This is a genomic window from Streptomyces sp. NPDC001222 (genome assembly GCF_042896945.1).
GTDB classification, from domain to species: Bacteria; Actinomycetota; Actinomycetes; order Streptomycetales; family Streptomycetaceae; genus Streptomyces; species Streptomyces gibsoniae.
The window spans coordinates 1-12374 of record NZ_JBIAXT010000043.1 but is presented as its reverse complement, the minus strand read 5'-3'; the positions used below and the strand labels follow the sequence as shown (position 1 = coordinate 12374).

10 protein-coding genes and 1 tRNA gene are annotated in these 12374 nt (G+C 68.8%); 7 read left to right on the top strand and 4 right to left on the bottom strand.

The genetic code is table 11. The features are described 5' to 3' along the window. Positions 1 to 39 precede the first annotated feature (39 nt). Positions 40 to 261, bottom strand: coding sequence for a zinc ribbon domain-containing protein (locus ACFY2Z_RS36560; protein WP_311698302.1), 222 nt, complete (start codon positions 259 to 261; stop codon positions 40 to 42). 539 nt (positions 262 to 800) lie between these two features. On the opposite strand from ACFY2Z_RS36560, the gene ACFY2Z_RS36555 reads away from it, so the two are divergent. The 3 genes from ACFY2Z_RS36555 (at position 801) to ACFY2Z_RS36545 (ending at position 5649) form a co-directional block, all read left to right on the top strand. Continuing rightward, positions 801 to 3011: a transglycosylase domain-containing protein gene (locus tag ACFY2Z_RS36555; protein ID WP_390748340.1), complete on the top strand. Its 2211-nt coding sequence runs from the start codon at positions 801 to 803 to the stop codon at positions 3009 to 3011. A gap of 57 nt (positions 3012 to 3068) precedes the next feature. Continuing rightward, on the top strand, positions 3069 to 4352 hold the full coding sequence (locus tag ACFY2Z_RS36550) for a hypothetical protein (protein WP_390748303.1): 1284 nt from the start codon (positions 3069 to 3071) through the stop codon (positions 4350 to 4352). Between the two features lie 175 nt (positions 4353 to 4527). Further along, entirely contained in the window at positions 4528 to 5649 is a 1122-nt protein-coding gene (locus ACFY2Z_RS36545; RefSeq protein WP_390748339.1) for an amidase domain-containing protein, read from the top strand. Between the two features lie 68 nt (positions 5650 to 5717). On the opposite strand, the gene ACFY2Z_RS36540 is transcribed toward ACFY2Z_RS36545, so the two are convergent. Continuing rightward, entirely contained in the window at positions 5718 to 7241 is a 1524-nt protein-coding gene (locus ACFY2Z_RS36540; RefSeq protein ID WP_390748302.1) for a hypothetical protein, read from the bottom strand. Positions 7242 to 7338: 97 nt separating this feature from the next. Next, the gene (locus ACFY2Z_RS36535; protein WP_390748301.1) at positions 7339 to 8124 is read right to left on the bottom strand and encodes a DUF4097 family beta strand repeat-containing protein; all 786 of its coding nucleotides are present in this window, start codon (positions 8122 to 8124) and stop codon (positions 7339 to 7341) included. Between the two features lie 172 nt (positions 8125 to 8296). Between ACFY2Z_RS36535 and ACFY2Z_RS36530 the strand changes: the two genes are divergently transcribed. The 4 genes from ACFY2Z_RS36530 to ACFY2Z_RS36515 all read left to right on the top strand — a co-directional run bounded on the left by ACFY2Z_RS36530 (position 8297) and on the right by ACFY2Z_RS36515 (position 10285). After that, positions 8297 to 8371 (top strand) — tRNA-Val (locus tag ACFY2Z_RS36530). A 225-nt stretch (positions 8372 to 8596) separates the two neighbouring features. Then, complete coding sequence (locus tag ACFY2Z_RS36525; protein WP_390748300.1) at positions 8597 to 9556, top strand: XRE family transcriptional regulator; 960 nt, start codon at positions 8597 to 8599, stop codon at positions 9554 to 9556. Positions 9557 to 9575: 19 nt separating this feature from the next. Then, a complete protein-coding gene (locus tag ACFY2Z_RS36520) occupies positions 9576 to 10061 on the top strand; it encodes an NUDIX domain-containing protein (RefSeq protein WP_390748299.1) in 486 nt (161 codons plus the stop codon). Beyond that, a complete protein-coding gene (locus ACFY2Z_RS36515; protein WP_390748298.1) occupies positions 10058 to 10285 on the top strand; it encodes an e9imm peptide in 228 nt (75 codons plus the stop codon). The genes ACFY2Z_RS36520 and ACFY2Z_RS36515 overlap by 4 nt, the downstream gene beginning before the upstream one ends. A gap of 1170 nt (positions 10286 to 11455) precedes the next feature. Here ACFY2Z_RS36515 and ACFY2Z_RS36510 read toward each other — a convergent pair. Then, positions 11456 to 11818 carry a hypothetical protein gene (locus ACFY2Z_RS36510; protein ID WP_390748297.1) on the bottom strand — a complete coding sequence of 121 codons (363 nt, stop codon included), beginning with the start codon at positions 11816 to 11818 and terminating at the stop codon, positions 11456 to 11458. Positions 11819 to 12374: the final 556 nt, after the last annotated feature.

The window sequence follows — 12374 nt, the reverse complement described above, 5'->3', positions numbered from 1 at the left end:
AAGGCTTGCGGCTACAGGTTTCAGCCAAAGCTCTGAGGCTCAGCCGCAGCAGCCCCCGCCGCAGCATCCGCCCCCCGAGCCGCCTGCTCGGGGGGCCGGCGCGGGGGTGGCGGCCGTGCCGCCGACAGCCACCGTGGACAGCAGCTTCACCGTGTCGTCGTGGCCCGAGGGGCAGGTCGCGGGGGCCGAGGACTCCGCCATGGGACGGCTGAGTTCGAACGTGTCGCCGCAGGTACGGCAGCGGTACTCGTAGCGAGGCATGCGCACAGACTAACCGGCGGTTCCCGAAGGTCACAGGACGGCGAAGGAGCGGGGCTGCCTGTGTGGCGACCCGGAGAATCTCCTTAAGATCTCCCCAATATTTGCGACATGGCCACTTCGGTGCCGCTCCTGACCCGAGACATCACATAGGTCGCTGATAATTTATATGAGCCGCGGTGAGCCGCAAGGTCGTGAGGGGGGCTCGCTGCCACATGCGTGGCCGCCGTTTCTACCCGCGCGCGCAACACCGAGTGCGGAGGGAGACGCAGTCGTGACCGAGGCATGGCAGCGAATAGGGGGCCGGTGTCACCGGGTCCGTGTGTACACCGGGGGGCATCGTGGCTAACGAGGGCGATGACCGTCCGCACGACCGCCGGGCGACGCCGGGTCAGCCCGGACAGCGCCCCGCCGAGGGCAGGTCCCGGGCCGAGGGGTCCTTCGACCCGGACGCCACGATGCAGCTCAAGGCCGGGGTGGACCTGCCTCCGGACGCGACCGTGCAGTTGAAGGCGGGGGCGGCCCTGCCTCCCGACACCACCATGCAGTTGAAGGCCGGGGCGGCTCTGCCCCCGGACTCCACCATGCAACTGAAGGCCGTGACGCCGCCGGGCCGCGGTGCCGCGGCGCGCGGTGAGGCGGACGCGGCCACGCCGCCGCCGGACGCCACCGTGCAACTGCGCGTTTTCAAGCCGGAGCCGACCGGCCGGCGCGCCGCCCGCAAGAAGGCCGCACCGCCGTCGGCCCTCACTCGTGTCACCACCGCCCTCGCACCGCTCACCGCGAAGCTCGCGCCCTACGCCCAGAAGGCCGCGCCCTACGCCCGCAAGCTCAAGCCGGTGTATCCGCGGCCGGGCCGCGCCGGCTGGCGGCGCTGGGTGCCTTCCTGGCGCCAGTGGCTCGGAGCCGTGCTGGGGTCGATCGGGCTGAGCGGGGCGTTCCTGGTCATCGCCTACGCCGCCACGGACATACCGGACAACCTCAACTCGTACGCCACACAGCAGGACAACGTCTACTTCTGGTCCGACGGCACCCCCATGGCCCGTACCGGCTGGGTGCAGCGGCAGGCGATGCCGCTCAAGGACATACCGGTGCAGGTCCGTTGGGCGGTGCTCGCGGCGGAGAACGAGAGTTTCTACACCGACCCGGGCATTTCCATCAAAGGCATCAGCCGTGCTCTGTACCGTACGGTCGGCGAGGGTGACACCCAGGGCGGCTCCACCATCACCCAGCAATACGTCAAGAACGTCTATCTGACCCAGAACCAGACGGTCAGCCGCAAGTTCACCGAGGCGATGATCGCCCTCAAGCTCGACAACCGGATGAGCAAGGACAAAATCCTCGAGGGCTATCTCAACACCAGCTGGTTCGGCCGCGGCACCTACGGCATCCAGCGCGCCTCCCAGGCCTACTACGGCAAGGACGTCAGTCAGCTCAACGCGAGCGAGGCCGCCTTCCTCGCCTCCCTGCTGAAGGGTGCCGGCCTCTACGACCCCACGCTGAACAAGGCGAACCACCACCGGGCCGTGGAGCGCTGGTCCTGGATCCTCGACCGCATGGTCAAGATCGGCAAGCTGACGCCGGCCGAGCGGGCGAAGTACAAGACGTTCCCCGAGCCGCTCAAGCAGAACCCGCTCTACGACACCGGCCAGCAGAGCGACTATCTGGTGGAACTGGCCTCGCAGTACGCGAAGAAGTCCGCAGGCATCTCGGACCAGCAGTTCGACCTGGGCGGCTACCAGATCTACACGACCTTCGACCGCAAGCGGGAGGACGCGCTCACGGACGCCGTGACCAAGGCCCGCAAGCAGGCCGGGCAGAGTCATGCCGCCCTGGCGAAGACCGCCCACTACGGCGCCGCCTCGGTGGCCGACGACGGACGGATCCTCGCCGTCTACGGCGGTCCCGACCACCGCACACAGGGCTACAACGAGTCCAACGCGGCGACGGTACCGGCCGGTTCGGCGTTCCTGCCGTTCGTCTACGCCGCCGGCCTGGAGCACGGGGTCCACAAGACCCGTGGCGGGCCCACGACCCCGGTGAGCCCGGAGTCGGTGTACGACGGCAACGACGGCGTCCCCGTCACCACGCCCGAGGGGCCGTACTGGGACCGCAACGGCAAGAAGGTCGCCGCCCACAACGACGGCAAGAAGTCCTATGGGCCGATCGCCCTCGGCCAGGCGCTCGCCCGGTCCGTGAACACACCGTTCATGCAGCTCGGTATGGACACCGGACTGGCCCAGGTGCGACAGACCGCGGAGGCGTCCGGACTGCTCTCCTCCAGCATCGGCTCACAGGTTCCCGCGCTGTCCCTCGGCAACTCCACGCCCAGCGCCATCCGTATGGCGAGCGGGTACGCCACCTTCGCCGCGGACGGTCTGCACACCGAGCCCTACTCGGTGCGCCGTATCACGCGCAACGGTGGCACGGTCGCCCTGAAGACGCCGAAGGCCCAGCGGGCGGTCGGCGCCACGGTCGCCCGCCAGGTCACCGAGGCGCTCGACGAGTCCTTCCGGCTGGCCCACCCGGCCGGGGCCCCCGCCTCGGTCGAGGTGGCCGGGAAGGCCGGCACGACACCGGAGGACACCGCCTCCTGGTACGTCGGCACGACCGCATCCGTGTCCACCGCGGTCGTCCTCTACCGCATGGACCTGTCCAAGAGCCTTGAGCCACTGCCGCTCAAGGGACTCGACGGCATCGCCGCCGCCGTCCCCTACGGCATCTGGTCGAACGCCCTGAGACCGCTCGGCTGACGCCGACGACCGAGACACCGCACGCGTCCACCCCTCTCCTCGCAGAACGAGCCGCCCATGACCACGAGAAACGCTCGTCGCCGCCGAGCACGCCCGTCCCGCTTCTCCCGTATCAACGGCCGTGTGACCCTGGCGGTCCTCCTCGCCGTCGCCTCCGTCACGATCACCTTCCTCGCGGTGTCCCGGCCGGACAGCACCGCCGCGACCGCCTCCACCAGGCCCGGGAAGGACGAGGGCAAGGGCACCGGTGCCAAGGCCGCCGAGCCCAAGTGGGACGGCAAGACGCAGATCATCGGGGATGGTTCGACCTCGTACACCGGCCCGCAGAAGGGCGAGTTGAAGGCGGTTCCGCTCAAACCCGGTGAGAAACCGCCCCAGTTCGTCGTGTTCTCCTGGGACGGCGCCCTGCAGGGCGACGACCAACTCTTCTCCCACTACCGTGAGATGGCGAAGCAGTACGACGCCCATATGACGTTCTTCCTCACGGGCATCTATCTGCTGCCCAAGGACAAGAAGGACCTCTACCACCCGCCGCAGCACCCGGTGGGCGCCGCCGCGATCGACTACGCCACCAACGAGCACATCCGCACCACGTTGGAGCAGCTCCGCAAGGCGTACGACGAGGGCAACGAGATCGGCACCCACTTCAACGGCCACTTCTGCGGCGCCAAGGGCGGCGGCGACTGGAGCGTCGACGAGTGGAAGAGCGAGATCGACCAGTTCTACTCCTTCGTCGAGAACTGGAAGACCAACACCGGCTACAAGGACATCCCGCCCCTGCCCTTCGACTTCAAGAAGGAGGTCACCGGCGGGCGCGCCCCCTGCCTGGAGGGTCAGCCGAACCTGCTGAAGGCCGTCAAGAGCTACGGCTGGCGCTACGACGCCAGCTCCCCGGGCGACTTCCAGATATGGCCGACGAAGAAGAACGGCATCTGGGACTTCCCGCTCCAGTTGCTCCCGTACTCGGAGAACGTCCAGGCGCTGTCGATGGACTTCAACTTCCTCTACAACCAGTCCAACGGCGAGGTCCACGGCGACCCCTCGAAGTACTCCCAGTGGGAGCAGATGGCCGTCAACTCGTACATGAACGGCTTCAATCGCGTCTACTACGGCAGCCGCGCGCCGCTGTTCATCGGTAACCACTTCGAGAATTGGAACGGCGGCATCTATATGAAGGCCGTCGACCAGGTCGTGAAGAACGTGTGTACGAAGAAGGGTGTCAAGTGCGTCTCCTTCAGGGAGCTGGCGGACTGGCTCGACGTTCAGAAGCCGGAGACCCTGCAACGCCTGCGCGCCTTGGATCCCGCGCAGTCGCCGGACTGGTCGTCGGTGGTCAAGTGACGCCTGTAAACCCTTGGTTCCACTTGTGCATCCCCCTTCACAACCGGCGTACACGCCATGCGAAGATGCCGTCGTCCGGTAGGTGTACCGGCGTAGAGGGGAAACATCATTGAAATCAAGAAGATTGAGCCGTAGCCGGCGTCGTGCCTCCATAGTCACCGCGGCAGCCGCCTCGGTGGTCGCGGGAGTGGCCCTGCTCCCCAACTGGAGCGCGGGCGCGGCCGTGACCGACGACCCGACGGTGGACCCGGCGACCAAGGCCACCTTCCAGCGGCTGGCCGACGCGGTCTTCACCGACCGCACCAACGCTCTGGTGGACGCCAAGAGCGGCCAGGAGAAGAGCCGGCACCAGCTGACGTCCGGCTTCTCCGGCAAGGTGCGTCTGTCCGGTACGCAGTCGCACGAGGAGAACTCCGCGCTGTCGGAGCTGCGCGGCCGCCAGACCCGCCTCGCGAAGCTGGGCGAGAAGTACAGCGCCGCCAGCACCAGCGTCAAGCTGGACGCCACGCAGGTCAAGGGCCGACGCGCCACGGTCGACGTCACCGAGACCACGACGCTGACGTACGCGAAGACCAAGGGCAACGAGCCGAAGACCACCGGCTTCCAGGCCCACCACGAGCTGACCTTCAAGGCCGACCGTCAGGGCGACTGGCAGCTCACCGGTATCCGAGACACCGACGACGGCTACCTCGCGGTGAACCAGGTCGCCAAGCCGGCTGTCGCGAAGCCGCAGGTCCGCACCGACGACGGTCCGCCGGACGCGCCCCGCGCCGCCACCACGTGGCCCGCGCCCGCGAAGCCGAAGAGCTTCTCCGGCACCGGCTACGACTACAAGGCCATGGCGGCGTACGCGCAGAAGTACTGGAACCACTACAACCCCGACTACCCCGACTTCAACGGGGAGGCCGACGGCGGTGACTGCACCAACTTCGTCAGCCAGTCCCTGAAGGCGGGCGGCTGGAAGCACGTCCCCGGCGACGGGACGGACTTCCACAAGTGGTTCGGCAACTCCGAGATCCAGTCGGACTCGTTCGTCGGCGTCAACGAGTTCTCGTGGTTCGCCCTGTCCTCGAAGCGGGTCACCAGCCTCGCCAACGTCTACCAGGCGGACGTCGGTGACGTGCTGCAGATGGACTTCAACAAGGACGGGTCGAAGGACCACTCCATGATCGTCACCTACCGCAGCCCGCAGGGCGTGCCGTACGTGACGTACCACTCCACCAACACCTACAACAGGTCGGTGGCGAGCATCATCGCGTCGTACCCGAACGCTGCGTACTACGCCTACCGGACCTGACCGGTGCCCTTCGGAGCGGGGGCCGGGCCCGAGCGGTGACGGCCCCCGCTCCCCCCGGCGGGACGGGCTCAGTGACCGGCCCCCCGCTCCTCCCGGATCTGGGTGACCACCCCGGCCACCGTCTGCCGCACCGCCTCGGTCTCCGTCAGGAAGTGCCAGTAGTCGGGGTGACGGCCCTCCAGCGTGGCGACCGCGCGCTCCAGCCGGGCCACGGCGTCGTCCAGCGGGCGGGCATGCCGCGGATCGGGCGTCGACCGGCCCGACATGGCCAGCCGCTGAGCGTCCCGGATCGCGAAGCGGGTCCGCTCGATCTCCTGCTGCGGATCCTTCTGCACGGCGTTGAGCCTTGTGAGCCGGTCCCCGGCGGCGGACACGGCCTCGTCCGTCGTGTTCAGCAGCGCCCGAACCGTCGACAGCAGCGATGCCGCGTCCGCCCAGCGCTGGGCGTCCCGCGCCGACTGCGCGTCCCTCAGCTTCTGCTCCGCCTGCCGCACGGCCTCGGCGGCCTGCTCCGGCACCTGCTGGAGGTCCTGCCAGCACGCGGCCGCGAACCGCCGCCGCAGCTCGCTCAGCACGGGGTCCACCTGCCCGGCGCGCGTGGTGAGCGCCTGCGCCCGGGTGCGCAGGGACACCAGCCGGTGATCGATCTCGGCGGCCCGCTCCGGCAGCCGGGCGGCCTCCACCCGTACCGCCTCGGCCTCCCGCGTGACCCGCTCCGCGCGCTCCAGGGTCCCCGCCACGCCGTGCGCTCCCGCGCCCTGGTTGAGCTTGGTCAGCTCCGGGGCGAGGGCGGCCAGCCGCGCCGCGAGGTCGTCGGCCCGGAGCCCGGAGGTCCGGGTGCCGTCCAGGGCGTTGCTGGCGGCGAGCAGCGCCTGGCGGGCGCGCTCCACGGCCGGCGCGATCCGGGCCAGCTGGGTCTCGGCCTTGCCGAGCAGCGGCCCGAGGCTCTCGCCGAAACGATCCAGCTCCTGCTTGACCCGGCCGAGTTCGTCCTTGGCGGCGACGAGATCGGCCCGGGCGCGGGAGGCCACGGAGGCTTCGAGATCGACGCGGTCGAGATCGTGCGCGTCGACGGCCTCGATGTACCGGTGACTGACCTCGTCGATGCGTTGCCCGAGCGCCTCGAAGTCGGCGAGGACGCGACGGGCGGCGGGGGAGTCGTCGACGGCGGTGATGGTCTCGATCGAGATCCTCAGATCCCGCTGGGCGGTGTCGAGCTCGTAGAACGCGGCCGCCGCGGCGTCCTTGGCGGCCTGCGCCTCGGCCCGCAGCCCCTCGGCCCGCCCCCCGAACCACCGCCGCGTCCCGCCCCCGGCGAACGCCGCGGGAACCACCAGAGCGGCGACGAGGGGGAGGGCGAGCAGAGCAAGGACGTCACGGACGGCGGTGGGCGCGGTGCCGGGGCGGCCGGTGCGGACGGTGGTCGTACGGCCGACGGGCGACGAAATGTGCTGCGGCGAGGTGCCCGCCGGCGACCCGCTGGGGTCGCCGGGGGCGGGACGGCGGTGCCCGCTTGGCGCAAAAGGCGTGCACGGCTGCGGTGGTGTGGCCCGTGATGGTGTGGCCGTCACATCCCTCTCCCGTGCTGTCATCCGCCCTGCCGGAGTCATTCTCCCACCGGTTGAGGACGAACACACGGGCCGGTCGGTTCACAGTGTGCCCGAATGCCTGGCCTCTGTCCCCGCCCTGTTACCCCGCCTCCCGCACGGTGACGGACCCGTCCGACGTCCGGACCTCGACCACGTGCGAGCTGGCGGGATCGCGCGGTACGGAGACATGGACCGAGCCGTCCCGGGAGCCTGTGGTCACGCGGTATCTGTCGTGCGGCAGCCCGATGGTGACCGAGCCGTCCTGGCTGCTCGACCGCACCAGGTCGGGCACGGCGCCCAGCTCCAGGTGGACCGAGCCGTCCCGCGTCGTGGCGTACACACGTCGCGAGCCCACCCCCGTCGCGCTGACCGACCCGTCGCCGCTCTGCAGCGTCAGCGGCCCGGAGGAGTCGGTCACCCGCACCGAACCGTCCCGCGTCCGGATGCTCAGTGCCTCCTTGAAACCCTGCGCCCGCACACTGCCGTCGCCCTCCTCGACACGGACGGTGATCCCGCGGGGCACCTGTATCCGATGTCTGGCGGAGCAGTCCGCGATCAGGCCGGAGCACCTCAGCCGCAGGACGAGCCGGTCGTCCCGCATGGCCCAGGTCACCCGGGGGTTCCCCCCGGCCACGACGGTGCCCCGGAACCACCGCGTGACCTCGACCTTGTCCACGTCGGCCGGAACGATCTCCAGCGCCGAGTCGTCGGAGTCCACCGTGAGCGTATGACCGCGCAGCGCGAAGGAGCGGTGGTCCGGGTGCGGGTCGTCCCCGGCGTCGTTCCCACACGCGCCCACCGTCGCGACGAGCGTCGCCACGAGACCGGTGAGGGCGAGCGCCCGAGCACGCCGCGTAGGTCCCTTGTGCGTCACTGCACGAGCCATGGCACTGTCCCCCTGAGAGCCGAAAACCGAATGCACTACGACCGTACGCATCCGCGATCACCGAGAGGATGCGGCAGACCACCGGATCGTTGCGGGGGCTATCCCCCGGTCCTCCTCCGCATTCGGGTTTGCGGGGTATCCCCCAGGGCAAGGTAGGCTGTCGACTCGTCCAGGGCGCGTAGCTCAGCGGTAGAGCGCCGCCCTTACAAGGCGGATGTCGGCGGTTCGAAACCGTCCGCGCCCACCAGTCCCAGGACATGCCAAAGGCCCAGGTCAGCGGGGGAGAACCCGGAAGCCTGGGCCTTGACCTTTCCCGGCCGCTCACAGCCGTCGTGCCACTTACGTGCCAGATGGGCCGTGAGGGGGCTGCTTCACCCTCCTGATCTGACCGTCGACGTAGTCGGCGATCTGGTGGTCGCGGCCGTTCACGAGGTGCTGATAGATCAGCGCTGCTCGCACGGACGAGTGGCCCATGCGATGCATCAGCTCCCTGGTGGTCGCGCCACCGGTCGCGGAGGGTGTTGCCGGTGTGCCGCAGATCATGGAAGCGGACGCCATCGAGGCCGGTCGCTGCGAGGGCACGGAGCCAGATCCGTCGGAAGTTGTTCCGCCGCAGGACACCACCCCGGGCGCCGAGGAAGACAAGCCCGGTTCGGCCGGCACCGGCGTACTCGGCCAGATGGAACGCGAGCAGGCGCACGAGCTGATGGCGATGACCTACCAGGGCGCGGCCATGGTCCTGACCAAGCTCGGTGAGACCGACCTCGCATGGATCGCGGCCGACCGCGGACTGGCAGCGGCCCAGCAGTCCGGCAACGCGGTGATGACCGGCTCCCTGTTCCGCTCCGTGGCTCACTGCCTGCTGTCCAACGGCCGGTTCGACGCCGCCACTCAACTCATCGGAGACGCAGGGGAGTACCTCCGTCCCGGCCTGGGCGACGCGAGCCCCGAGTTCCTGTCGATCTACGGAACCCTCTTTCTCACCGGCTCCATGGCAGCGGCCCGCGCGGAGGACCGCGCCACGACTCAGACGTTCCTCGCCGAGGCCGACCGGGCGGCGCAGCGTCTCGGCACTGACGCCAATCACGTGTGGACCGCCTTCGGCCCGACCAACGTAGCTATCCATCGAGTGGCCACGGCCGCAGAGCTGGGGGACATGCAGATCGCGGCGGACCTGGGGCCGCAGATCGACACGAGCAGCCTGCCGACCGAGCGCCGGACCCGGCACAACCTCGAAGTCGCCCGAGCGCTCAGCGCCCACAATCGGATGGACGACGCACTGGCCAAGGTCCTCGAAGCGGAGAGCTGGGCGCCTGAGCAGGTGCGAAGCCATTACCTGGCACGTGAGCTCGTCCTCACCTGGGTCCGGAACCAGCGAGGCCGGCCGAGCCGCGATCTGGCGGACCTGGCGAAGAGGCTGCATGTCGTCTGAGCTGGGTACCCTCGGCTGCATGGCGCCGAATGCACACGAAGCAAAGATGGCGCACCCGCGTATGGCAGCGGGTGCGCTCTTCTTTGATGCCACCGGGCGGGTCCTCATGGTGGAGCCCTCCTACAAGGACTACTGGGAGATCCCCGGCGGGTACGTCGAGACCGGCGAGTCCCCATTGCACGCCGCCATCCGTGAGGTCCAGGAGGAGCTGGGGATCACACCGCCCATCGGGCGCCTGCTCGCGGTCGACTGGGCCCCCAACGAGGCCGAGGGCGACAAGGTGCTCTACCTGTTCGACGGCGGCCAGCTCAGCCAGGACGACCTGGCAGCGATCACCTTGCAGCCCGAGGAGCTGAAGAGCTTCGCGTTCGTCTCTTCGGAGCAGATCGCCGAGCGCACGATCCCGCGACTGGCCCGACGTATCCTCGCAGCGGCCGAGGCCCGAAACGAAGCCGCACCGATCTACCTCGAACACGGACAGAAGCCCGGCAGCGAGGCGGCATGACGACACCGCGGAACATGAGCCGGGAGGAAGGCATCCTCCTCGTTCAGCGGCTCATGGACGCCGACTACGCCGACGAGGCAGAAGCCGCCCAGATCATCGCAGCACTGAGACGCGGACTCGGCTGCCCACACATCAGCGACTACGTCTTCTGGGACTTCGATCCGCAGCTGACGGCCCAGAAGGTCGTGGACCGAGCACTGGCCTACGAGCCGTTCGCTCTGTGATCACTCGCTCTGTGATCAGAGCGCGGTAAGACTTTCCCTACTTCATCAAGCCGGCTGCGCTCCGCTCCGCCGGGCGCGCTCCCGGCTCCGCTGCGGGCGACGCTCCTGCCTTCGGCCCGCTCCGCCCGCGCTGCGCCGACGCGCGCCCACGCGGCTAGCCGGGGCATGAGTCGATCACCGCAGAGAAGCGGCCACGGTCAGAACAGCCTCCGGCGGGGGCGCTCAGGCTCCGGGATGGCGGGGGCGCCGTTCGCGGGTGCTGGCGAGCGGTGGCGTGCGTGGGGGCTCCCATCCCGTCTGCCATCGACCCAGGCAGAGCCGAGCAGACGCGGCCCAGGGCGTCCAGGTCGTTCGTACAGTGGCGCGCTCCACCTGGACGCCCTGAACCACGCCCGCTCCACGGTGTGTGGGCCGACGGCAGACGGGATGGGAGCTGGGGTGGATGGTGGGCTGAGGAGGGAAGCGGGTGCGGCTTGGCACGAGCTGTACCAGTGCTTTACGGCACCACCAGGCCGCAGCCGCGCCTGGGCAGTAGTCTCCCTGTGGAGGGGTGCCATGTCTGCGTGGATCATGTTGGGCTCCGGCTGCTTTGTCGTAGTCCTGGGCGTGTTGACCTTGACCGGCAGCCGGGGAATCGCAGAGTACGCGCGATCGCCTAGGGCTGGTTGGGGTCGGATAGCGATGGGTGGCGGTTTCGTCCTGGACGGCGGAGCTAAACTCCTCGGTTTCTCTTCCGGAGCGGGGATGGTTGTTTCCACCATTGCCCTGGGGGTCATCGTGCTCGGTGCGGTGCTTCAGCTCCAGGCTGGAACGTTCGCCAAGGCTCGTCATGCTGGCAACGCAGATTGAGCAGTGCCGCTACTCCCTGGCCAGGGCGACCGTCAAGTGAGCCACTGATGTCTGACGCCAGCGGCTGACACCAACAGCCGCGAACAGGGTCGGATTCCGGCGCACTTCGGCGGCCGGCCGCTTTCCCGGCGAAGTACAGGGTGCGGAAGGCGCCGTGATCGACCTGATAAGGATGAGCACGGACCTCAAAGCCTTTGCACGGGTGCCGCCATCGCTGCCGGGTCGGCGTCCGTCATCGGGGAGTCTGTGGCCCCCCGCTGGATTGCCGCCTTCCCCACCCGCGAACAGGACTCCGCCGTACACGCCGTTCGGCTCGTGTCATCAGGACTCGACCGAGCAGTCTGTGGCCTTGATGCCGATCAGGTCACACCGGGCCGCGTCCTGCGCTCCCCCGGAAAGCCGCTGGACGACCTCCGCAGCCGAGCGCGTCCCCGCATCAAAACAGGCCGAGTTTTGCTTCACGACCCCGGCAAGGATCTCGGTCTGCGCTGTGACCACTTGCCAGCGGTCGTCTTCTTTCTGCACCTCCCTTTTGAGCTCGTTGGCGCGCTTCGCGAATTCCCGCGTGGTCTGTTCGCATTTCGCGGTTGCGCCATCTTGGCCGCCCGCGCCTATGGCGTACCCACCGCCCGCAAGCACAACTGCCACCGCCGCGCTCAACAGCGCAGTTACTGATCGTCTCATGACGCGGGATGGTATAGCCCCTGGTCAGGGGAGGAATATCGGCCCCCTCTCCGGCAGATCGCACCCTGGGTCAGCGGCCTTGGAGGCTCTGAGCCGGGCCGTCTGTGGGCCGTCCGGGGGCGATCGTCGGCGACAACTGACGACAGTCGACGACAGCCCCGCCCCTGCTCAGAGACGGCACACCGTGAAGGGGCGCAGGTGCTCAGCAGCGAAGTTAAGTTGAGGAACACCAGAGGACTCCTGACATCCACAGCTGACATCAACGATGCCGGACGAAGGCGTACACCAGCACCCCTGTTTGGCCATCGTCCCCATCGGCGGCCGCGGCCGGAACAGGCTCGGAGCGAACTCCTAAAGCGGTGCTCGCTCAGCGCCAGGTTCGGCAGTGACGGCAGCGCTGACGGCAACGACGGCGGACGGTAGCGGTGCTCGACGGCCCAACGCGGCACTGGCGTGGTGCCTGTCGTCGACGGGTGAAATGAGGGCCACGGACGGCGGATCAAAAGCGGGCCACTGCGTGATCTCTTAATCATCCTGACTTCACTGGTACGGGAGT

Bases quoted from the DNA above. Each gene is read 5' to 3' on its own strand.
- ACFY2Z_RS36555 (WP_390748340.1), top strand. From the start codon at position 801: ATGCAGTTGAAGGCCGGGGCGGCTCTGCCCCCGGACTCCACCATGCAA.
- ACFY2Z_RS36525 (WP_390748300.1), top strand. From the start codon at position 8,597: ATGCGATGCATCAGCTCCCTGGTGGTCGCGCCACCGGTCGCGGAGGGT.
- ACFY2Z_RS36510 (WP_390748297.1), bottom strand. From the start codon at position 11,818: ATGAGACGATCAGTAACTGCGCTGTTGAGCGCGGCGGTGGCAGTTGTG.
- ACFY2Z_RS36535 (WP_390748301.1), bottom strand. From the start codon at position 8,124: ATGGCTCGTGCAGTGACGCACAAGGGACCTACGCGGCGTGCTCGGGCG.
- ACFY2Z_RS36540 (WP_390748302.1), bottom strand. From the start codon at position 7,241: ATGACAGCACGGGAGAGGGATGTGACGGCCACACCATCACGGGCCACA.
- ACFY2Z_RS36520 (WP_390748299.1), top strand. From the start codon at position 9,576: ATGGCGCCGAATGCACACGAAGCAAAGATGGCGCACCCGCGTATGGCA.
- ACFY2Z_RS36515 (WP_390748298.1), top strand. From the start codon at position 10,058: ATGACGACACCGCGGAACATGAGCCGGGAGGAAGGCATCCTCCTCGTT.
- ACFY2Z_RS36560 (WP_311698302.1), bottom strand. From the start codon at position 261: ATGCCTCGCTACGAGTACCGCTGCCGTACCTGCGGCGACACGTTCGAA.
- ACFY2Z_RS36550 (WP_390748303.1), top strand. From the start codon at position 3,069: ATGACCACGAGAAACGCTCGTCGCCGCCGAGCACGCCCGTCCCGCTTC.